The sequence below is a fragment of the bacterium genome, from assembly GCA_040753085.1.
Lineage (GTDB): Bacteria > UBA9089 > JASEGY01 > JASEGY01 > JASEGY01 > JASEGY01.
Window position 1 is genome coordinate 1 of the sequence record JBFMHI010000010.1, and the last position, 22,407, is coordinate 22,407.

At 47.0% G+C, this 22,407-nt stretch carries 15 protein-coding genes; 1 reads left to right on the forward strand and 14 read right to left on the reverse strand.

Annotated elements, in window-relative coordinates:
- Positions 1-164: 164 nt before the first annotated feature.
- The 6 genes from AB1797_02410 to AB1797_02435 all read right to left on the reverse strand — a co-directional run bounded on the left by AB1797_02410 (position 165) and on the right by AB1797_02435 (position 8,583).
- Positions 165-1,310 (reverse strand): glycosyltransferase family 2 protein, encoded by a 1,146-nt coding sequence (locus tag AB1797_02410; GenBank protein ID MEW5766469.1) that lies wholly within the window; start codon positions 1,308-1,310, stop codon positions 165-167.
- Positions 1,311-1,427: 117 nt separating this feature from the next.
- Positions 1,428-2,423, reverse strand: a complete 996-nt coding sequence (locus AB1797_02415; protein ID MEW5766470.1) for a GDP-mannose 4,6-dehydratase — start codon at positions 2,421-2,423, stop codon at positions 1,428-1,430.
- A gap of 521 nt (positions 2,424-2,944) precedes the next feature.
- Positions 2,945-3,949: a PorV/PorQ family protein gene (locus tag AB1797_02420; protein ID MEW5766471.1), complete on the reverse strand. Its 1,005-nt coding sequence runs from the start codon at positions 3,947-3,949 to the stop codon at positions 2,945-2,947.
- A 441-nt stretch (positions 3,950-4,390) separates the two neighbouring features.
- Complete coding sequence (locus tag AB1797_02425; GenBank protein MEW5766472.1) at positions 4,391-5,401, reverse strand: ABC transporter ATP-binding protein; 1,011 nt, start codon at positions 5,399-5,401, stop codon at positions 4,391-4,393.
- Between the two features lie 2 nt (positions 5,402-5,403).
- Entirely contained in the window at positions 5,404-7,002 is a 1,599-nt protein-coding gene (locus tag AB1797_02430) for a hypothetical protein (protein ID MEW5766473.1), read from the reverse strand.
- 336 nt (positions 7,003-7,338) lie between these two features.
- Positions 7,339-8,583 carry an ATP-binding protein gene (locus AB1797_02435; protein MEW5766474.1) on the reverse strand — a complete coding sequence of 415 codons (1,245 nt, stop codon included), beginning with the start codon at positions 8,581-8,583 and terminating at the stop codon, positions 7,339-7,341.
- Between the two features lie 237 nt (positions 8,584-8,820).
- On the opposite strand from AB1797_02435, the gene AB1797_02440 reads away from it, so the two are divergent.
- Entirely contained in the window at positions 8,821-8,979 is a 159-nt protein-coding gene (locus tag AB1797_02440; protein MEW5766475.1) for a GxxExxY protein, read from the forward strand.
- A gap of 23 nt (positions 8,980-9,002) precedes the next feature.
- Here AB1797_02440 and mfd read toward each other — a convergent pair whose 3' ends face one another.
- From mfd to hisA, 8 genes are all read right to left on the reverse strand, one after another.
- On the reverse strand, positions 9,003-12,437 hold the full coding sequence (gene mfd, locus AB1797_02445) for a transcription-repair coupling factor (protein ID MEW5766476.1): 3,435 nt from the start codon (positions 12,435-12,437) through the stop codon (positions 9,003-9,005).
- A gap of 105 nt (positions 12,438-12,542) precedes the next feature.
- On the reverse strand, positions 12,543-13,247 hold the full coding sequence (gene hisIE, locus AB1797_02450; GenBank protein MEW5766477.1) for a bifunctional phosphoribosyl-AMP cyclohydrolase/phosphoribosyl-ATP diphosphatase HisIE: 705 nt from the start codon (positions 13,245-13,247) through the stop codon (positions 12,543-12,545).
- Positions 13,248-13,370: 123 nt separating this feature from the next.
- Positions 13,371-14,213 (reverse strand): hypothetical protein, encoded by an 843-nt coding sequence (locus AB1797_02455; protein MEW5766478.1) that lies wholly within the window; start codon positions 14,211-14,213, stop codon positions 13,371-13,373.
- Positions 14,214-14,460: 247 nt separating this feature from the next.
- The gene (locus tag AB1797_02460) at positions 14,461-16,830 is read right to left on the reverse strand and encodes an N-acetylmuramoyl-L-alanine amidase (GenBank protein MEW5766479.1); all 2,370 of its coding nucleotides are present in this window, start codon (positions 16,828-16,830) and stop codon (positions 14,461-14,463) included.
- Between the two features lie 6 nt (positions 16,831-16,836).
- Positions 16,837-18,330, reverse strand: coding sequence for a sigma-54-dependent Fis family transcriptional regulator (locus tag AB1797_02465; GenBank protein ID MEW5766480.1), 1,494 nt, complete (start codon positions 18,328-18,330; stop codon positions 16,837-16,839).
- Positions 18,331-18,499: 169 nt separating this feature from the next.
- Entirely contained in the window at positions 18,500-19,966 is a 1,467-nt protein-coding gene (gatA, locus tag AB1797_02470; GenBank protein MEW5766481.1) for an Asp-tRNA(Asn)/Glu-tRNA(Gln) amidotransferase subunit GatA, read from the reverse strand.
- Between the two features lie 13 nt (positions 19,967-19,979).
- Positions 19,980-21,188: a sigma-70 family RNA polymerase sigma factor gene (locus AB1797_02475; protein MEW5766482.1), complete on the reverse strand. Its 1,209-nt coding sequence runs from the start codon at positions 21,186-21,188 to the stop codon at positions 19,980-19,982.
- 170 nt (positions 21,189-21,358) lie between these two features.
- Positions 21,359-22,075, reverse strand: a complete 717-nt coding sequence (hisA, locus tag AB1797_02480) for a 1-(5-phosphoribosyl)-5-[(5-phosphoribosylamino)methylideneamino]imidazole-4-carboxamide isomerase (protein MEW5766483.1) — start codon at positions 22,073-22,075, stop codon at positions 21,359-21,361.
- Positions 22,076-22,407: the final 332 nt, after the last annotated feature.

The window sequence follows — 22,407 nt, forward strand, 5'->3', positions numbered from 1 at the left end:
TGTCCGTTCCGTAGACGGACAACCACAAGGGTTGTCCCTACAGCCTAAGGACAGACCCGAATCACGGACACGGCTCACGGATTTTCCGTGTTTCATCTGTGTGCATCTGTGGCTGAACGGTTACAAGCCCAGATATCTCCTCATCGTCGTCTGTTATCTGTGGACTAATTTCCTTTCCAGGCGGTTTTCTGGGTCCCAAAGAGGTATTTAAAAAATCCGACTAAGGCCGCCAGGTTAGCTACACAAAAAAAGTAAGGAAATTGGAATATCTTTATTTTCTTGCCCAGACCTTGAAATAACCAACCAAGAGCGCCGCTTAGATAAAATAGTATCTGGCCTATAAAAAGAATCTTAAAGAGAAGGATATGAAGCAGGCATAAATTGGAGATCAAGACCGCCAGGACAAAGAAGGGAAGCAGGACCCGAAAGAATTTATGGGAGATATACTCTATCGAGATAAGCCCTCTCTTGAAGGGATTAAGGAAGCCGTCTAAATAAGAGAGCGCCTGATAGTTCGCCGCGATATTCCTTACCCGCCGGCCAAATTCTACCTGGGCCTGATTTACCCGTTCAATGGCGATTGCCTCCGGATCAGATATAACCCGATAGCCCTGTTCAATAACCTTAAGAGGGATGACTAAATCGTCGGCGATAATATAATTAGGCGGATATGGATAAAGTTCCTTCCGAACCGAGTAGATGGCCCCGGCTGCTCCCAGGGTAGTCCCTGAAGCGGCACACTCTAATTGTTTCAAGTAGTATTCATATTTCCAGTAAGAACTTACACTCTTGCCCACCGAGGTGTCCGATTCATAGACGGTTCTTGTCTCGCCGCTGACGCACCCCACTTCTGGATCAGCGTAATTCTTGACCAATTGTTTTAAGGCATCGGGTTGATACATCTCGGCGGCATCAGAGAAGACAATAATCTCGCCTTTAGCCGCCGGAACAGCATTATTTATGGCTGAAATCTTACCCCGAATCCCGCGGTTAATACTAAGTGAGACCTCCTGCCCCTGATAGCTCTTTACTATCTCATCTGTCCCATCAGTCGAACCATCACTGGCCACCAGGATCTGGAGCTTTTTCTTGGGATAGTCAAGGTTAAGACTATTTTCGATCTTTTCCCCGATAACCTTGGCTTCATTATGGGCAGGAATCAAGAGGGTGACAAAAGGTGTAATCGCCTCCTTTTTCACTTGTTTTTCCCCGCGCCAGGCTATAATCAAATGTAAAAGAAGAGGATAGCCCATCTGGGTGTAGAAGATAAGAAACAGAGAGAGAAAAAAGATAGAGGAGAAAAAGAGCATTTGACTTATATTATCTTGTTCACGTCAGCCTGATAAATCAGGGTGCTAAACTCAAGGAGGTTGAGAATAGCACCCCCATTTATCGGGTGGGGAATTAATAGAGTTAAAGTAACCGCTTCAGCGGTTTATAGAGCCGTTGCCCAGGTCGAAATCTTTTACCCGAATCTTCTCTCGCCAGTATTCTAAAAGGTCTCTTAAGGTAGTCTCAAACGGTATTTCAGGTTTCCAGCCGGTTTGTCGGCAAAACTTGGAGTTGTCCCCTAACAGGATAGGGACATCAGAAGGTCTCATCCGTTTTGGGTCCTGTCTTATCTCAATATGAACCTTAGCCATATCAAGCAGCATATCCAGGATTTCCTTAATGGTATAAGCCTTCCCTGAGCAGATGTTGTATGCCTCCCCTGATTGGCCACGTTCCAAGGCCAACCAATAAGCCTTGACCATATCTCTGACGTCAGTAAAATCTCGCCTGGCCTCTAAATTACCCACATATAAGACAGGTTCTACCCAACCTTTCTCCACCATAACTATTTGTTTGGCAAAGTTAGAGGCCACAAAGCTCTCTGCCCGTCTGGGGCCGGTATGATTAAAGGCCCTGGTTCGAACTACCTCGATCCCATAATTCATAAAGTATTGATAACTGAGCAAGTCCTGGCCGACCTTGCTGACGGCATAGGGGCTTAAGGGACGGAGGGGATTCTCTTCCGTGATAGGGACTTCATAGGGGTGAACAAAACCATACTCTTCAGCCGAACAGGCCACCTGTATCCGGGTGGGCAGACCCAACTGTCGAACCGTTTCCAGTATATTCAAGTTACCTATAATATTGGTGGTTATGATCTCAGCCGGCGTGTCCCAGGAGGAAGACACCACGCTGTGGGCCGCTAAATGAAAGATGCGATCCGGCCTCACCTCCTCAATAATCTTCCTCATGCTGGTGGCGTCTCTAATATCCCCCTCAATAATCTTTACTCGAACCCCAAGATGTTCAATATTTTCAGTTCGACTCCTCCAGCGATCCATACCAAAGACTTCCACCTCATCACGCTCAAGTAAATAATCGGCTAAATGACTTCCCACAAAACCGGTAATTCCCGTAATAAGACACCGCATTTATCCTGCGCTCCTTGATGGTTCCTCTGGTTTTCTCCCTTGTTCTCGGCAAAACTCAAGGTACTCTTCAACCGACTTCCGCATTTCTTCCCGAAGGTCCGCTACCGACGATCCGTAAGATGTGATCACGTCGTTTGTATTGATCACTGTTCCATGAAATGAGTCGATCTCGGGATCGAAATCGACCATACCGATATAACCTTTGTATTCAATCATAGCGTAATCCCTGCAGGTATAGCTGCACGGATTAGCACGGATAAATAACACAGGACAGAAGGCGGAAGTGTAGGGACAGGGCTTGTCCCTGTCCGTGCTTGTCCATATCCGTTCCGTAGACGGACAACCACAAGGGTTGTCCCTACAGCCTAAGGACAGACCCGAATCACGGACACGGCTCACGGATTTTCCGTGTTTCATCTGTGTGCATCTGTGGCTGAACGGTTACACTCTTTTTACTGGCTACACCAACGTCCCCCTGAAGGCTAAACTCGTCACTGCCGCCCCATCTACTCTCGGACTAATCAGAAACTCGCCGAAAGAGCGGCTCGGCTTATCCTCTCATACGGTCCCCCTCCGGGGACTGAGGCAAAATCAAACTGGAAAGAGCCATATTTCAGGCCAAATCCCCAGGTTGACCCCTTTCTATCCTCTTGACTTTCCGCCTTTTCCCACTTTAATCCATCAAACCTACCATCCTTATTAAAATAGCCCAGCCGGACAAATAAGCTGTCGGCTATATCCCATTCTATTCCAAAGTTTATAGGCACCCGGTCTTCAACCTGATATTTATTGATATCGCCGGCTACGATAACCCTATTATTCTTATCTTCCCAGGCCTTATAAGAGAAGCCATATCGCAGATTACCGGGAAGAGGGTCTGACTGTGGTTCGTCTTCATACCTCATCTCTTCTCCCTCATTTTCCCAATTCACCCCTATGGCCAGGCCCTTAAGAGGCGTATGCCAAAGAAGACCTAAATCAAGCGCCCCGGCTTTTCCTGCAAAATTTTCACCCAGATGACTATAAATATACTTTCCATTAATACCCATAAAAAGTTCCTCCATTAGCGGGTAACTATACGAAAGGATATAAGTATCTTCGTAAATGTCAATAACAGATAGGTTTTTATACTGGCCTGTTATCGGATCATACTCGTCATTGGTTTCTATTTCGCCTACATTCATTCTAAATATTCCCACCCCTAAGGTTCCCCACTTATGGAAAGGGTGAGCGTAAGCCAGGTAAATTTGAGACATATCGCTATCTTCTCCACCTTCTACCGGTAAAGGAGAATATACACCTATAAACTCTCGTTTCTTTAAGTGGCTCAATCCGGCCGGATTGTAAAAGATGGCCTCCGCATCATCCGCCAAACCGGCAAAGGCCTCCCCCATACCACTGGCCCTTCCCCCCACTCCAAATCGAAGGGCGGGCACCGCCGGCGTGCCTGCCGCCAAAGCCACTTCTGATGTTATTAGACATAACATCAACCCACTCATCAAAACACCAAGCCAACTTTTCCTCATAAAAGAACTCCTCCTTTAAGTAATTTGGTTACCGGTGATTACCCACCAGCATGTGCTGGCCGCAGAAACGCAGAGACCACTGCGCCACCGTAGCCAACAGTCAACTACCCCTATAATATCTAAAAGTAGCCACTTTGTCAAGTTTTTTCCCTCAGGGAGAAACTATCGACCTGTATGGTTAGAGATTACAAGCAATTCCCTGCAAACTTGAAAGGTTTGAATTTTACATAACCACAGGTGAAACCTGCGGAAGGCGAAACAGCTACGAACATCTCAACCCTGAAAGGGTTGAATTCTATATAATATTCGACCCTTGCAGGGTCGAACGCTGCGATTTATTTCCGTAGATTACATCTACGGCTATTTAAAATTCGACGCTTTCAGCGTCAGTAGTCTACAACCTAACCATACAGGTCGGAAAATAGTAGGCCTACCTTCATCTTAGATATCTTGGCCGCATCTTATCCAATGCCCCTCGACTACTTGCCTTAACTTCGGTTTCTCCCTGGCACAGAGATCGAAGACGTAGGGGCAGCGGGGGTGAAAGGAGCAGCCTGGCGGCAAATGAGCCGGATTAGGCACTACCCCTTCAATAGCCGGCAACCTATCTACCTTTTGACCCAGTCGGGGCATAGATTTCAGCAATCCTAAGGTATAAGGATGCCTTGGTCTCTCAAATATCTCCAAAACCGGGGCGTATTCGACCACTTTCCCGGCATACATCACCATCACCCGATCAGCCGTCTCGGCTATTATTCCCAAATCATGGGTAATCAGAATAATAGCCATGCTTAGTTTTTCTTGAAGACTGCCAAGTAGTTTCAGAATTTGAGCCTGAATGGTCACGTCCAGGGCTGTCGTCGGCTCATCAGCAATGAGCAGGGAGGGGTGCGAAGATAGGGCCATGGCTATCATCACCCGCTGACACATCCCGCCGCTTAGTTGATGAGGATAATCCTTTATTCGCTCTTCCGGTAAAGGGATACCCACCAGCTTTAGCATCTCGATGGCCTTTTCGTAGGCCTGGCCTTTAGAAAGCCCCTCGTGAAGCCTGATGGCTTCAGATATCTGATGGCCCACAGTAAAGACAGGATTAAGGGAAGCCACCGGTTCCTGAAAGATCATAGCTATTTCTTTTCCCCTGATCTTTCGTATCTCCGATTCTGAGAGGCAAAGCAGATCCTGACCTTTAAAGTAGATTTTCCCTTTTTCAATCCGGCCAGGAGGGTTGGGAATAAGCCTCATAATGGAAAGGGAGGTTACACTCTTACCACAGCCTGACTCGCCCACAATCCCCAGGGTCTCGCCCTGGTTCACGGTAAAGCTGACCCCATCGACCGCCCTGACCAGGCCTTCGTCTAAATGAAAATAGGTGGTTAGGTCTTCTACCTTCAGGAGAGTGGATGGCTCACCCACTTTGTGGGTACCCGGGATGGCGGATTGGTCGCTCATTATTAGTTTCTCCTAACCGTTGTATCTGTTCTCTGACCTCTAACCTCTGTCTTCTGATATATAATCGAATCCTGGTCAGAGAAGATAACCCCCCAGTCTGATGTCTCCTTCAGGACAGAGGTCAGGGGGGCCTTCTTGTCCAGTAAGATAAATTTGATGTTATATTTTTCCAAGGCTTCCCGCCAGCCTTCCCGGCCGTGGTAGAGCCTTCGGTACTCATTAAAGAACTCCTCTCCATACATATCGGCCCGGCCGTCAATAAAGACCTTGTGTTCGGGATAAAGTCGAAAGATAAGATACCCTCCCCAATGGTAGGGATGAAAGAACCGGCCGGCTAAACCTTCTTCCTGAATGAATTTTACCGCGCCTAAGGGATAATTTTTTTCCTCTACACCGGAACCCAGGTCAAGCGCCCCCCATTTCAGATTAGGATAGAGGCTGAAGATTAACCCTGTGGCCAGAAAGAATATGACCGGTAAGAGATGCCTGTTACAAAGCAGGGTAAGTTGGGTCAGGTTTGAGGAGAAAGATCTGAACCATAATCTAATTACCCTGGCTAAAGGCCCTTTATTTTCAGAGTCTGCCTGATTTAGCTGAGCCGTTTCCCTGGTGAGGGCAGGCCAGAGATCGGCTATCACTAGGGTAGCCGTGAACACGAAAAAGGGGATATTCCGGAGCGAAGTCAAGGAGAGGTGAAGGGTAGCTAAAAACAGCAGGCCCAGGGAGGGGGCTATCTTTTTTGATCTTAAGGCCAGAAGTATAATGCACAGAAAGATAAAGATCCGGTATCCCCACCAGCTCTGGAGATCAGGGGCCTGCCATTCACTGATATGAGTCATAAAAGATTTAGTAGTGACTGTTTTAAAAACAAAGAAGAAGATTTTAAGCCCTTGAGGATTAAAAAGAGAGGCCGCTAACACCGCAAAGCTGATGAGCAGAAGCCACTTACCCGACTCCGAAGAGGCTGTTTTTATCCCTTCCCCGGCACAGGCCTCTCTTTTCTTGGACCAAAAGGAGAGGTACTGGCCAATAAGGTAGCTTACCACCGTGATTAAGCCAATGACAAAGCCTCCATGCAGATTAACCCAGAAGATCATCAGTAAGGGAAGTAAAAACAAGGGTAGAATTTTCTGCGACTGGCGATGCCCTTCTAACACAAGGAGATAGAAAGTAAAGAATAAAAAGGTAAATATCTGAGGTCTGTCTAACCAGAAACTGGTGGAAGAAATAACGGCTAAGGAAAGCAAGGCTACGGTCCCCAGGATAGAGAGTCCTTTTCTGAGCAGGATAGTGCCCAGCAGGCCAAAGGTCACGGTGATGACCAGGGCCTTCAGGAAGATAAGGAGGGGGAAACCGCCCTTGGAATAAACCCCGGCAAAAATGACCTCACTGAGCCATTCGTGAGCCACCCAGGGCTTACCGGCGGCCGTATATGAGTAAGGGTCTTGACGCGGGATGCCCCCGGATGAAATGATGTCCTGACCGGCCCTGAGATGCCACCAGGTATCGTAATCTCTTATCGGACTCAGGGAAATTATAAAAACGGCCACTAAAACAATGTCCAGAAGTGATGGCAAGAAAAACCGCATTATCGGAGGCATAAGATAATTATACCGTAACTATTCAGCCACAAAGCCACGAAGAGAATAATGGAATAGCCCACGGATGACCCAGATTTTGGCGGATTCTCACGGATTTTTTTAATAAATTTTTATCCGTGTCAATCCGTTTCATCCGTGCAATCCGTGTGCTATCATTTGTAATCTTTGTGCCTTAGTGGCTGAATAGTTACGACTTTTCTTTACATAGATGCTTTTTGCAATGGAGCGAAGTTAACTAAACCCTTCGTCTGCCTGGGCATACCCGCACTCAGACAGGGGAAATTGCCTCCCCTAACTTCGTGAATACAAACAGGTAGGCGACATTCTGCGAATATCTCAATGCAGAATGTTCAAAGTTTGGTTTAGTTCCTTAAGGTATTCATCTATATTTTGTCCTACAACATCTTTTGATAGAGGAGTCCATTCCTCATCGCTTAAGGATATTATTCGTCCTTGAGCAATCTTTAATTTAGAGAATAACCTCTTGAACCTTTCTATTGGTCTTTTCATCCCAAGATTAAGTGTTTTCGTCATCTTAAACTCAATTGGGTAGAGAGTCATCTCCTTCTCTATAATTAGGTCTATCTCCAAGCCATTGTGTGTCCTTAAGTAGAAGATATTTGGTTTTAAGCCTTGATTTAAGAAGAACTTGACCGTCTCCTGAATACAATAATTCTCAAAGAGTGCTCCTGCTAAAGGCCCTTTTAACAAATGCTCCTCGTCTTTTAAACCGGTCAGATAACAAATAAACCCACACTCTAAGAAATATATCTTTGGACTCTTGGTTATCCTTTTCCCTATATTCTGATAATAAGGAGGAAGCAGAAAGATTATGTGGCTTGCCTCTAAAACAGAAACCCATTTTTTAACAGTATTTACCGAAACACCTAAATCATTTGATAGACTACTTAGATTAAGAATAGAAGAACAGCGACTCGCCAATAATTGTAAGAATCTCTGGAACTCCCTCAAACTTCCTATGTTGTAAAGGGTGCGAATATCCCTTTCTAAGTATGTTGAGACATAACCTGCATACCAATTAACAGGATTTATCCCTGTATGAATAGAAACCTCAGGGAAAGAACCAAACAGACAACTATGAATAAAATGGTCCTGGGAGGTGATTAATCTGGATTTAATATTGGGAATAAGTTCCTTTTCTCCTTTAGTAAATGGTAATAATACCAGAATACCAATCCGACCAGCTAATGTCTCAGTTAGATTTTTTATCAGATTGAATTGGCAAGAACCCGTCAGAATAAAACGACCCCTCCTTTGCCTCTCTTTATCAATGGCTATCTTTAGGTAAGGAAGGATCTCAGGAACATATTGGATTTCGTCGAAGATTATATCATCCGAAATCCCCTCTAAGAAAAATTTTGGGTCAGAGATGGCCCTTTCTCTTACCAAAGGATCATCAAAGGAAATGATTTTGTGTGTTTTGCCAAAGAGATTCAATAGCAGAGTAGACTTTCCCGATTGTCTGGGACCGGTTAATACAACCGCAGGAAATTGTTTGGCTAATTCAACTATGGTCTTTTCAATTTGACGAGGAATATAAATAGTATCTTTATTCTCCATTGTCCATTATGGTATCATATAACAAGCCAATTGTCAAGACAAATTTGCATTGCTATTGCAAAATCTCTTAAGACTTGAGGTTACAGAACTTTCGATTTATCAGTTTTAGGTTGAGAGGCTGAAGGCTGAAGCAGCCTTCGTAATCGTTCACCACAGAGACACGGAGAATGATTTCGACCTGTGAAATAGGCTTAAATAAATTGGGGGATATTTGTATAAACCTATTTCACAGGTCGAATGATTTTAGAAAAAGTACTTACAGAGCAAATAATTGGGTCAACAATAGAAGTTCATAGGTATTTAGGCCCTGGTTTATTAAAGTCAGCCTACGAAGAATGCCTTTGTCATGAACTCAATTGGCGTGGTCTAAATTTTGAACGACAAAGACCTCATTAAGAGACTTGTCCTTTAGATTTTTCTCAGTGTCTCTGTGTCTCCGTGGTGAGGTGAACGGTTACAGGTAGATAGGCTAAAAGCCGAAGCACCTTTCTAAGCACGGTTATTTCGTCAGGATTAGTAATGGTCAGCATATCAGGCCGCTTCGGATTTAGTCTAAGGGCATGGGGATATACTTTAAGGACTTCCAAGATCTTAGGGGCCGCCTGTTCCGGGTGGGTAAACCAAATATTAATGTATCCGTCCTCTTTACCGATTTTTGATACCCCGGCTTCCTTGGCTGAGATCCTGAGCTGCATAACTTCCAGGAGCCTGTTTACTACCTCCGGTATCCGTCCGAAACGATCGGTAAGCTCCTCTTTTGTTTCGACTAAATCATCCCTGGTTTTTACCCCGGCAATACGTTTGTAGATGGCAAAACGCTGTTTGGGATCAGGGATATATTCATCCGGGATATAGGCATCACCGGGAATGTCTACGGTAGGGAGAGGCGCTTCTTTTTCCACTGGTTCCCCTTTTAGTTCGGCCACGGCCTGGGCAAGAAGTTGGGAGTAGAGATCAAAACCAACCGCCATCATCTCACCATGCTGCTCCCGGCCTAAAATATTTCCGGACCCTCTGATTTCTAAATCCTGCATAGCGATCTTGATCCCTGAGCCTAAGTCAGTGAACTCCCTGAGCGCCGCCAGCCGTTTCCTGGCCGCACCTGAAAGGGTGAGCTTAGAAGGATAAAAGAGATAGGCATAAGCCTGGTGGCTGGCCCGGCCGACTCGTCCCCGGAGCTGGTAAAGCTGGGCCAAACCGAATCGATGGGCCTGATGGATAATGATGGTATTTACCGAGGGAATATCCAGGCCAGACTCAATGATAGAAGTGGAAAGGAGAAGGTCGAATTTATGGTGGAGGAAGTCTAACATAACCCGTTCCAACTCCCGTCCGCGCATTTGACCATGAGCAATAGCCATCCTGGCTTCCGGCACAATATCAGCCAGATGATTTCCAAAGGCGTCAATGGTTTCCACCCGGTTATGCACGAAATAGATCTGTCCTCCCCTGTCCATCTCCCTGAGCACGGCTTCACGAACCGTTTCAGGGTTAAAGGGAGCCACATGGGTTTTAATGGGGAGCCGATTCAGTGGGGGGGTGTTAATGAGACTTATATCCCTGACCCCCATAAGGGACATATAGAGGGTGCGGGGGATAGGCGTGGCCGTTAAAGTAAGGCAGTCAACCATTCGTCTCAAGGCCTTCAGCTTTTCCTTGTGGGCCACCCCAAACCGCTGCTCTTCATCCACAATGATCAGACCAATGTCTCGAAATTGAATATCCTTCTGAAGAAGGCGGTGAGTGCCGATAACAATGTCCAATTCCCCCCGGCGCAGTTTGGCCATAATTTCCGTCTGTTCACCTTTGGTCTTAAATCGGGAAAGGACATCGATATTTACCGGATGAGCCTTAAACCTCTCACTAAAGGTAGCAAAATGCTGCTGAGCCAAGATGGTGGTCGGCACAAGCACCGCCACCTGTTTGCCGTCCATAATGGCTTTAAAGGCCGCCCTGATGGCTACTTCTGTCTTCCCATAACCTACATCTCCACAGACAAGCCTGTCCATAGAGCGATCCTTTTCCATGTCCTGTTTGATCTCTTCAATGGCCCGAAGTTGATCTGGGGTTTCTTCATAGATAAAGCCTGCTTCAAACTCCCTCTGCCAGGGTGTATCTTTGGTAAAGCTATGACCCGGCAGGCTTGCCCGGGCCGCATAAAGCTCCAGAAGTTCTTTGGCCATATTCTGGATGGAACGCTTCACCCTCAGTTTGAGCTTATCCCAGGCCCGGCCGCCCAGACGGTAAATAAGGGGCGGATTGTCTTCGCTGCCGATATATTTTTGAACCAGATCTAATTGGTCAAAGGGGACATAAAGCTTATCTCCCTCAGCATACTCGATGCTCAGAAAGTCCCTTCGGTATCCGGCGGCCACCAGGTTCTCTATCCCTAAGTACCTCCCGATACCATAGTTGATATGGACGCAATAATCTCCTTTCTTGAGTTCAGTTATGCTTTCCAGGGGCGCACTCTCTTCAGAGACGAATCGTCTCTTTCGTCTGGCCTGGGGATAGCCGAATATTTCGTGCTCGGTAATAAGGGCCAGTTTAATCTCAGGAAAAAGGAAACCAACCCTTAATCGGGCCGTAGCAATAGTTAACCCGGATAACTCCATCTCTTCCAGAATCTGGCGCAGCCTTTCACCCTGGCCTTCAAAGCCGACCACCGCCACCACTTGATAGCCTTGCTTAGACCAGCCCCTGACCTCTTCAAAGGTCTGTTTGGCCCCGCTCGGTTTAGTCGTAATGGACTGAACCGCCCAGTCTAACCGTTTCTTCCCATCCAGGTCATCACCTAAGAGAGAGATATGAATAGAGGGATAGCTAGCTGTCTTTTCCTGAATCTCTTTGAGTCGGCCAATCATCTGCTGCGGCTTGCAGATTTCGGCTTGTGCACCCACTTCGTGGGTACCCGGGAGGGCGGATGGGTTTTTGACTTCAATCTGGGTTCTGTAGCGCTCCCGCACTTCTGCCTCTACCTTTTTCACCTCTTCCTTGAAGGAGGATGGTTCATCTACGATGATAAGTCCTTTCTCGGGAAGATAGTCCAGGATGGTGCCGGCTTCAGGATAAAGCAGAGGAAGGTACTGTTCTAGGCCGGTACCGGAAGCCGGCAGGCCGAGTTTTTCTACTCGCTCAAGGATGGGCTCAGTCATAATAACCTCCCTAACCGGAAGGATAGTTATCTCTTTAAGATGAGTAGTAGAGCGTTGGGTTTGAGGATCAAAACAGCGAATTTCTTCAATACAATCACCAAAAAAGTCTATTCTGATAGGAAGGTCTTGTCTTTGAGCGGGAAGATACTGAGGGGGGAAGAGGTCGATGATCCCACCCCGGACACTTATCTCCCCCCTTTGTTCCACCATATCCTGCCTGGTATACCCGGCCTCAATCAGTCCTTTAATCAAATCCTCCCGATCTATCTCCTGGCCTTTGGAGAGATGAAGAGTAGCCTCTATTAAGGATTCGGCCGGGATGGTCTTTTGCATCAGCGCCCTGGGATGGGTGACCACGATGCCTTTCCTTTTCTCAAGAAGGGCTGTTAAGGCCAAAATCCGTTCGGCAATCAGATCCAAATGGGGGGAAGCTGATTCATACGGCAGAATCTCCCAGTCAGGATATAGAAAGGCATTGGGATTAAAGGCAGCAATATCCTCCGCTAAGGCCTCGGCCTCTTCCGAAGTGGGAAGAATGAAGAGACAAGACTGGTCGGTTCCTAATCTGGCGGCCAGAAAGGCCTTGCCTGAACCGGCTAAGCCCGTGAGACCAATAGGGATATTTGAGGAGAGATCAGTCTGCAGGGCCTTGAACCCGGCTGACTTGTCCAGCAAAGACAATAAAGGGTTTAAACTCATTTTAACAATCCTCGATACTCGATGCTCGAGCCTCGAGCATCGAGTATCGAGGATCGAGCATCGAGCATCGAGGCTTGTTTGGTGGCGGCTTCGCCGCGCTAATATTTACTCCCACCAGTTAGTATGATTATGATCAGGGTGCTCCAGGGTTTCAGCTTTCTGTTCTACTTTTTCACCTTTATGCTTTCGTCGTCTCCTGGTTAACTCCTTGAAGAGATCGGACAATTCAATGTCATGCCAGGCCAGGAGGACAAGACAGTGATACCAGAGGTCAGCCATTTCAGATACAATTCTTTCCTGAGCTTCGTTCTTTGCCTCAACTAAAACCTCACCTGCCTCTTCGATGATCTTCTGAAGCACCTTATCTTGTCCCTCCTTAAGAAGATGTGAGGTATAAGAACCCTTTTGGGGATTGACTTTTCGCTTCTGGATAACCTTAGCTAATTCTTTTATAATCTTAGCGCTATCAGGCAACTCAACTTTTTCTTCAGAGAGAGATCGGTAGAAACAAGATCGTTCGCCAGTATGACAGGCCACCCCCTTTTGGTCAACCTTAATCAAAAGGGTATCGTAGTCGCAATCATAATAAATCTCCTTAACAAACTGGTAATTTCCTGAGGTCTCTCCTTTAAGCCAGAGTTTATCCCGTGACCGACTCCAGAAATGAGTCTTCCCTGTTTCTATTGTCTTCGCCAGCGATTCCTTATTCATATAGGCCAGCATAAGGACTTCATCCGAGTCTTCATCCTGAATTATGGCCGGGATAAGTCCTTTTTCATCGAATTTAAACTTTTCTGTCAACCTTTCGATTCCTCCTTTATATCACGGCCTCCGTGTGCCACCATAAACTCCAACGATTTCCGCTTAGGCTCCAGCGTCTTGTCCTTATCCCTGGCCAGGAATGATTGGATCATTACTTTATCTACTCCTATCCTACCTTTTTCCTAATGGAAATAGATACTCAATCCCAACCCCAAAGGCACTGTATATATCCACGCCGGGGCAGTCCTCAATATCCGCCTGATCCGTGGTTCCCTCCCAGATAGAGGCCGCCAGACGGTAGTCCAGGCAAAGCCTCAGGTTGTCAGCCAACTTAACGGCGACCTCGGGCACGATTCTCACGCCGTGGGCAGTGTGGGTAGCGCTCCCCTCGTTGCGGTCCTTCTGGTCGCCGGGATACTTGGTACGCTCATACTCCCAGTCATACTCTGCGTCGATGAAGTAGCTGTAGCCCAGACCAAGTCGAACATAGATGTCTTTACCTCCAATAAAATTAGCCTCCAGATCCAGTCCTTTTCTCAGGTCACCGGTGGCCTCAGCGTTCTCGGCTTTCTCGATAAGTGTCCCATACTGGGTCTTTTCCAGAAGGCCGTCGCTGAATTCATATTTGAAATACCGGTATCCAAATCGCAGATTAAAGTTAGGACTGGCCCAAAAACGCCCATAGAGGTCAAATATATTGCGGTCTACGGTCACCTCCCCTTTACTGTGCTTTCCTTCAGAACCATCCCACTCGCCGACGAAGTCGTTTCCGCTCTGGCTGTAGCCAACGCCAACGGCGAAGGTGAAGTTCTTATCCTCTCCGAAAGAATATTCCAGCGAGACAGCCGGATTAAAGTAGGTGGTCTCCACATCAGCCGTCACGTCCTCCACCGTAAAGTCCCCCCAGGTGACGCCTGTAGCAGCGTCAATGAGGAGGCTATCGCCCTTAGCCGGAGCGCACAGGGCCGCCCCCACAAACACACTTACGATAAACAACTTACAGGTCTTTTGCATGTCTTCCTCTCCTTTCTTGTTTTGAACGCTCTTGGATAAAATTGAGCGTTGATTTTATGTAACCGTTCAGCCACCAAGGCACAAAGACACAAAGGGGAAAAAGTATGTGTCTTAGAGAGCAGTAGAGCAGTAGAGCAATAGAGCAGCAGTTCTGGAACCTTCGGAAAAGTCTTTAACTACTGCTCTGCTGCTCTACTGCTCTATTTTTGTGTCTTAGTGTCTTTGTGGCTGAACACTTACGAAGAGATTAGTAATTAATTATTATCACATCTACCTGCTTTTTTTCTCCAGCCTGCAAAATAACATCTGTCTTTTCTACGCCGGCAAATCCCTGGCCTTCGACCTTAAGGCGGTGGTTACCCGGCTCCAGATAGAGAAAACGAAATACCCCGTCTTCCCCTGTTTGAAGCATCAGGTAATCATCTACGGTTACCAGGGCATTAGCCACAGGCTCTCCCTTCTTATTAAGCACCTGGCCGATCAGGGAGGCAGTATCGTGATTAGTCAGTCCATAGCTGGCCAGGATACCATTGTAGATAGCATAAGCCTCTTTTCGATTGTAGATCGGGCTGCTCAACCGTGTCTCTTCTTCCGGGTGGGTGATCAAGGAGGCATGGGTGTAAATAGCCGGACAGGCCGTTTGTACCAGACAATAAGCAGAACTATCCTTATCTCCCTGATCTTCATACCCTAGGGCTTCCACCAGATGTGCCTGCACGGCTTTGGCCAGAGGAACACCTAATTTGGAATTGGGATAGTGGGCGGTGTAGGTGAAATTTAAGGCTGGATTAGAGGAATCTCCATGTCCTATGGAAACAAACCGGTCTGCCTCCACGGCATTAGCCAGTTTAACCCGCTCCAGGAGGGGGGTGGTCACATCAAATTCCCGAGTGAGGAAAACCTTGGCCCCGGCTCTGACCAGATAGTCTTTCAGATACCTGGCTACGACTAAGTTAACATCCGAGGCCCGCATACTGGTAGGTCCAATCGCCCCTGATTCTCCTCCGCCAAACTCCGGATCAACCACAAAAACCTGGCCTTTCAAAACACCTCTGCCTACAGGAAGGAGGGGTAGGTCTTGCCTCTTGCTCTCCTGATTCTTGAGGTCAAGGTCAATCTTAACAGGGATGTAGCCGTTACTACTTACTGAAAATACGTGTCTGTCAGGCGGCACATCAGGCAGGGAAAAGAAACCATCCCGATTGGCATAGACGATTCTTTCGTCATCTAATACTACCACCGCCCCCTTAACCGGATTATTGTCCAGCCCATCTTGAACAAATCCGCTTACCAGGGCAAAATTAGTCGGGTAATGGGAGGCAATCTGCCTTTCCGCGGCCAGGTCTTTAAAAGAGGTCCTGACCGAAATGGCCCCTCTATTCTTAGCGCTCAGATAGGTGATGGCCTCTCCCTTTAGGATAGCGGCCGTGTCTGAGCTTAAGTGGCCTTGGCTAACCTGGAACTGGATGATCGATCCATCCCGAATGGGATGTCCGTATTTGTCCTTGACTACCGCGATAACCACTATTTGAGTCTGGCCGTCAGGGGGAAGAATGGGGGGATCGAAGGTAAATTCCAGACTTTGCGGCGGCAGGTCAACGGTGAAAAAGGTTGAGACAGTCCTTAGGGCATTGCCTTTCAGATTTCGGGCATCTATGCTTATCCGATGCTCCCCGTTGGTCAACGGGTCCGGCGGGATGTAAATAATCTGACCGGCTTCCGGCAGGTAATGATGATTAACTATCTGGCCATCCAGTCTTAACCTGATAGAAGCAGGGTCTATTCCAGCTCCACCGGGGCCGTCTTTAATGGTGGCTGAAATCCGAGGCATTGCCTCCGTGACTGTTTCATCAGACGGCGTTATTTCGACCACCTCCGGGATACCCTTAGAGAGATAATCACAGAGTCCCAGGAAATATGCCCCGGCCTCAAGCCTTTGCGCGGCAGCCAATCTGAGTCTCTCCTCCACCCACTTATTGGAAAGATAAGAGGCCTCACCCAGGAGAGCGGCTCTGGCCGAGCTGTGCCGAAGGACATAGTAATTTCCGGCCAGGATTTTATTTTCCTTAATGCCGAGATTACGCACCAGGTGGCGATGCACAGTGTGAGCCAGATCAAGGGAGGGGCCTGGATCATCCATCTTGTAATAGGTCTCAATCTGATTCTTCTGCGAGTCGGGCACAATATCAGCGTTGTGATGTAAGGAGATAAAGATGTCGGCCTCAGCTTTTTGGGTGATATCTACCCTGGCCTGAAGATCCTCCTTCTGGACCTCAGCCAAATGGGTGTCAGCGGTTCTGGTTAAAGTCGACTCGGCCCCGGCCTCCTCCAGTAGACCCCAGAGATAAAGCCCGACGCCTAAATTGACTTCTGCTTCTGTTACCCCTCCTGAGCCAACCGCCCCAGGGAATCGCCCTCCATGCCCCGGATCAATCACAATACGCTTTCCGGCCACGGCAGAACTGTCAATCTTATCCAGGGGCTCGGTTAGAGAGGCATAAAGCCAGGCCAACTTTGCCGGTTCAGCTTCCAGGGGCAGGATAGGTCTTACCCTGGCACAGCCCAAAAAGGCGGCTGAGAAGCTTAACAGCCAAATTAAGACGATAATTTTTCTCAAAGCCACTTACCTCCTTCCTTCTGATTCTTTACTCCGAGTAAGCCCGTAACCCTTGATCTTTTTATCCAGAGTCGGCCGGGATATTTTCAAAAGCTGGGCGGTCTGGCTTTTGTTCCAGTCGGTGTATTCCAGGGCCTTGAGGATATGTTCCCGTTCCACATCTTCCAGAGCCGGAATGACGGCCCCATTTACTTCCTCGCTGACAAAACGCACCTCAAAGGGTAAGTGTTCCAGGTGAATCACATCGCCTTCCATTAAAATCATAGCCCGCTTAATAGCTGATCTAAGTTCCCTGATATTTCCAAACCACTCATATCCCATCAGGTGCTTGAGGGCCACATCGGAAACCCTTTTCACCTTTCGCTGGAGTTCCGCATTAAATTCCTCGATGAAATGCTCAATCAAAAGAGGAATATCCTCTTTTCTTTCCCTCAACGGAAGAAGGTAAATATTTACTTCATTTAACCGGTAGTAGAGGTCCTCTCGAAATTTACCTTCCTTTATGGCCTCTAAAAGATCAATATTAGTGGCGGCAATGATCCGCGTGTCGGTCTTGATCATCCGTTGACCACCCACCCGTTCGAACTTTTTCTCCTGGATAACCCTCAGTATCTTGGCCTGGGCCATAAGGGACATATTACCAACCTCGTCCAGAAACAGAGTGCCCCCATCGGCTAATTCAAATTTCCCCTTACGGGTATAAGTAGCCCCGGTAAAGGCTCCTTTTTCATAGCCAAAGAGTTCAGATTCAAGCAGGGTATCCGGAATAGCCGCACAGTTGATCTCCACAAAGGGTCCATCTTTTACCGGGCTGCTTTCGTGAATAGCCCGGGCCACTAATTCCTTGCCCACCCCGGTCTCTCCGTTGATTAATACCGTGGCCCGGGTGCTGGAGACCTTTCCGATCAAGTTTAAAGTCTCCTTTACTGATCTACTTTCACCAATGATAGTATGTTTAATCTCCAGGATTTCCTTTAGTCCCTTATTTTCTTCAGTGGCCTTAGCGTAAAGTTTGGCATTTCTGATAGAACCGACCACGCAATTAGCGATCTCTTTCAGAAAATCTTCTTCTATCTCAGTAAAGATAGCTTTTCCTTCCCTGTTGACCACTTCTATGGATCCGATTAGTTTATCTTCCATGACTAAAGGAATACAAAGGAGAGAACCGATTTTAAAATCCATTACCTTCTTTAATCGGTCACTGAATCGTCCTAAATCATCCCTTTTAGGAATAAGGACGGATTCACCTGAGGTGGCCACCCAGGCCTCTACATCTTCTCCCATCCTGGGTTCAAGACTTTTCACCTCTTCACCTCTCTCTGTTACCCTAAAATAGAGATGATGATCCCGATTCATTAACAAAAGAGTGCTGGCATCGGCCTTTAAAGCCTCAGAGACGGTTTTAAGAACTAAATTCACTACTGAGTTAAACTCAAGGGTAGAATAGACAATATTGCTCATCTCCAGTAAGGTATTAAGTCTGTTGATATCTTGAATCATCTTTCTCCTCTCCTAAATAGGCAATGGCCAAGAGTCCCTTTGGTCCTTTTGGTCCTTTAACCCAAAGGGACCAAAAGGACCAAAAGGACCAAAAGGACCAAAGGGACCAAAGGGACCAAAAGGACCAAAGGGACCAAAAGGACCAAAAGGACCAAAAGGACCAAAGGGGCTATTGGCTAATGCCTATTGGCTTTTTCCGGTGGAAATCCGTCTGTTGTTCATAAGCATAAGCGGCTTGGAGTAATTTCTCTTCACCCAGGGGTGGAGCCAGCATCTGAAGCCCCACCGGTAAATCTTCGACAAATCCACAGGGAATAGATATAGCTGGTATTCCGGCTAAATTAGCTGAGATGGTAAAAATATCCGAGAGATACATCTGGAGTGGATCATCCAGTTTTTCTCCCAATTTAAAGGCTACGGTGGGGGAAGTCGGGGTAATGACCAGATCAAAGCGGTTAAAGACCTCTTCAAAGTCGGCCTTGATTAAGGTTCTAACCTTTTGCGCCTTCAGATAGTAGGCATCATAATAGCCGCTGGACAGGCAATAGGTGCCCAACATTATCCGCCGCTTCACTTCTGGGCCAAACCCTTTTTTACGGGTTAAACGATACATATCCGCCAGATTGTTATCTCCCCCGGCCCGATAACCGTATTTAACCCCATCATACCTGGCCAGATTAGAACTCGCTTCAGCCGTGGCAATCAGGTAGTAAGTGGCTACGGCATAGTCAGTGTGGGGAAGCGAAACCTCCTCTATCTCTGCCCCGAGGCTTTTAATGACCTGACATGCCTCCTCTATCTTTTCTTTAACCCCTTTCTCTATACCCTCGCCAAAGTATTCCTTGGGCCAAGCCAGTTTCATCCCTGATAGGTCAGGCATAAGGGCTTTGGTATAATCCGGAACCGGGTAATTCAGAGAGGTGGAATCTTGGGGATCAAAACCGGCTATAACATTCATGGTTAAGGCTGCATCGTACACATCTTTAGTAATAGGACCAATTTGATCCAGAGAAGAGGCAAAAGCGACCAGACCATAACGGGAAACCCGGCCATAAGTCGGCTTAAGCCCAACCACGCCGCATAAGGCTGAGGGTTGTCTGATAGACCCCCCTGTATCAGAACCCAGGACAATTATGGCCTCATCTGCCGCCACCACCGCGGCTGAGCCACCACTGGAACCGCCCGGAATGGCAGAGAGGTCCCACGGATTCTTGGTCGGCCCAAAGAAGGAGGTCTCGGTGGATGAACCCATCGCAAATTCGTCCATATTGGCCTTACCAATAAAGACTACACCCTCTTGCCTGAGTCGTTCTACCACGGTCGCCTCATAAGGTGGTTTAAAGGGGGCCAGGATATTTGAACCACAAGTGGTGGGAATTCCGCGAAGACACATGTTATCTTTGATGGCCACAGGCAGGCCGGTCAAAGGTCTGATCTCCTCCCCACACCCTATCCGGTTATCTACTTCCCGGGCCATGTCCAGGGCCAGATCAAAGTTAGTCTCGATATATCCATTTATCTTTGGCTCTACCTCTTCTATCCTGGAGATGACCGCCCTCGTCACCTCTTCAGAGGTTACTTCCTTCTTTTGCAGCAACTGATGAATCTCATGGGCAGCAAGTTGATAAAGCTCCAAATCCTACTCCTTCCTACTCGATTAAGAAATCCCTCAAAGCGGTACTGATCTTCTTGTGCCGAAGTTTCTGAATAGCAGCTACTTCTATTTGCCGGGCACGTTCCCGGGTTACGCCGAGTCTCTTGCCTATCTCTTCTAAAATATACGGCTTCCCGCCTTCCAAACCATAACGAAGACGGAGAACTACTTGTTCTCTTTGACTCAGACCCTCAAGAAGCTCCTCCAAACTCTGTCTGAGCATTTTTAAAAAGGTGGCGCCCGTGGGAGAAAGTGATTCCTTATTTTCAACATAATCTCCCAATTCACCTTCAGATTCAAAACCATGGGGAGTCTCTAAGGATTGGGCATCCTCAGCCGTATTTACGATTTCAATGATCTTAGAGACGGGTAACTCCATTCTGGCGGCAATCTCTTCCCAGGCCGGTTCCCGCCCCAATTCATAAGAAAGCTCTCTGGTAACCTTCATACACTTATTAATCATCTCGATAATCGGTACAGGGAGTCTGATCATTCTTCCTTTATCGGCTAAGGCCCGGATAATAGACTGTCTGATCCACCAGATGGCATAAGTGCTAAACCGGTAGCCGCTTTGATAGTTAAACTTATCCACCGCCCTCATTAATCCTAAATTCCCTTCATTAATCAAATCAAGAAAGGAGAGTTTGTCACTGGCATATTTTTTAGCTACATTGACCACCAATCTGAGATTAGCCTCTGTAAATTTTCGCTTGGCCTGCCGAACTTTATCCTGTAATAATTCAATCTGTAAGGCCGTGCGTTCCAACTCATCATTGGACATATTCTTAAGGCTTGGCGGCAGATCAGCCTGTCTTAAGGCCCCCCCTTTCCACTCCTTAAATAAAATTCTTACCTTATCCGATGATAGGTGGAGGTCTTTCTCCATAGTGACGATCTCGTCTTCACCTGTTTTTATCTCCTTGCCTAGTTCTATCTCCTCTTGGGCGGTAAGCAGAGGTATTTGACTTATTTCTTTAAGATATATCTTGACCGGATCTTCAATATAATAAGAAGGCTCTGGTTCGGTGGCTACGACCGGGTTATCCACTACCGCAATCTTCATTTCTTCCAATTGGGCTAAAAGATTTTCTACTTCCAAATGGGAGCTGTCCTCAGGAAATATTTCGTGAATTTCTTCGTGAGTAACATATCCTTTTTGTTTACCTTTTTTGAGCAACTCCTTAACTTCTTTTTCCTTCTCCATAGCTCTTTTTTACAGGTAATTACTCAGCCACAAGGACACGAAAGCACTAAGATTACAGAAGCCATTAGGCAATAGCCAATAGGGCATTTATACCTGCTGCCTATTGCCTATTGCCTATTGGCTATTTGGCTATTGGCCCAGTGTCTTAGTGGCTGAGTAGTTACTGTCTACTATTCACTGTCTACTGATACGGCTTCCTTAAGGTCGAACCGGCCTTCATAAAGGGCCTTGCCGATGATGCATCCTGCCACGCCAATCCTTTTTAGCTTCTTAATATCCTCAAGAGCAGATATGCCTCCTGAGGCAATAATTTCAAGATGAACACCCTTGACCATTTTTTCAATAGAGGCAAAATTAGGACCGCTCATACAACCATCTCTGGCAATATCGGTAAAGATTATTCGGGAAACGCCCATTGCTTCAACCTGATGGGCTAAGGGAATTGCTTTCGACGCCGTTACCTCTTGCCAGCCTCGAATAGCTACATATCCATCCTGGGCGTCTATTCCGACTACTATCCTGTCTTCAAATCGGTCGCAAGCCATCTTTATCAAATCCGGGTCAGTGATTACCTTCGTTCCTAAAATAACCCTGGCTACACCTAAGTTAATCAGCGCCTCAATGGTGCTTATGTCTCGGATACCTCCACCAAGCTGAATAGGGATATTAATGGCTGCCAGTATTTGTTTCACTGCCTCTAAATTCTTAGGACGTCCGTCAAAGGCCCCGTCGAGATCGACCACATGGATAAGTTCGGCGCCTTGAGCCTCCCAGCGCCTGGCCATAGCTGACGGGTCAGGAGAGTAGACAGTCTCCTGGTTCTTTTTGCCCTGGATGAGGCGAACACATTGGCCTTTTTTAATATCTATGGCTGGGATAATAAGCATAGCCTCTAAGATAGACAGCAGTCAATGATTTCTAACGTTAATAACTCTATCACATTGCCCAGGGTTTTGTCAATCAAAATTTCAGGGTATTATTCCGCCACTGATTGACACGGATTAGCGCGGATAAAATAGAATGAGTTGTAAATGTTCAGCCACAAAGACACTAAGACACAAAAATAGAGCAGTAGAGCAGCAGACCAGTAGTTAGAGACTTTTCTGAAAGTTCCAGAACGGCTGCTCTATGGCTCTACTGCTCTCTAAGACACATACTTTTTCCCCTTTGTGTCTTCGTGCCTTAGTGGCTGAACGGTTACAAAAAAATCAGTGTTTCA

Excerpts from the sequence above, each read along its gene's own strand:
- AB1797_02430 (MEW5766473.1), bottom strand. The coding sequence starts at position 7,002 with ATGCCTCCGATAATGCGGTTTTTCTTGCCATCACTTCTGGACATTGTT.
- AB1797_02435 (MEW5766474.1), bottom strand. The coding sequence starts at position 8,583 with ATGGAGAATAAAGATACTATTTATATTCCTCGTCAAATTGAAAAGACC.
- AB1797_02425 (MEW5766472.1), bottom strand. The coding sequence starts at position 5,401 with ATGAGCGACCAATCCGCCATCCCGGGTACCCACAAAGTGGGTGAGCCA.
- AB1797_02475 (MEW5766482.1), bottom strand. The coding sequence starts at position 21,188 with ATGGAGAAGGAAAAAGAAGTTAAGGAGTTGCTCAAAAAAGGTAAACAA.
- AB1797_02465 (MEW5766480.1), bottom strand. The coding sequence starts at position 18,330 with ATGATTCAAGATATCAACAGACTTAATACCTTACTGGAGATGAGCAAT.
- AB1797_02410 (MEW5766469.1), bottom strand. The coding sequence starts at position 1,310 with ATGCTCTTTTTCTCCTCTATCTTTTTTCTCTCTCTGTTTCTTATCTTC.
- hisA (MEW5766483.1), bottom strand. The coding sequence starts at position 22,075 with ATGCTTATTATCCCAGCCATAGATATTAAAAAAGGCCAATGTGTTCGC.
- AB1797_02415 (MEW5766470.1), bottom strand. The coding sequence starts at position 2,423 with ATGCGGTGTCTTATTACGGGAATTACCGGTTTTGTGGGAAGTCATTTA.
- mfd (MEW5766476.1), bottom strand. The coding sequence starts at position 12,437 with ATGAGTTTAAACCCTTTATTGTCTTTGCTGGACAAGTCAGCCGGGTTC.
- AB1797_02455 (MEW5766478.1), bottom strand. The coding sequence starts at position 14,213 with ATGCAAAAGACCTGTAAGTTGTTTATCGTAAGTGTGTTTGTGGGGGCG.
- AB1797_02440 (MEW5766475.1), top strand. The coding sequence starts at position 8,821 with ATGATTTTAGAAAAAGTACTTACAGAGCAAATAATTGGGTCAACAATA.
- AB1797_02420 (MEW5766471.1), bottom strand. The coding sequence starts at position 3,949 with ATGAGGAAAAGTTGGCTTGGTGTTTTGATGAGTGGGTTGATGTTATGT.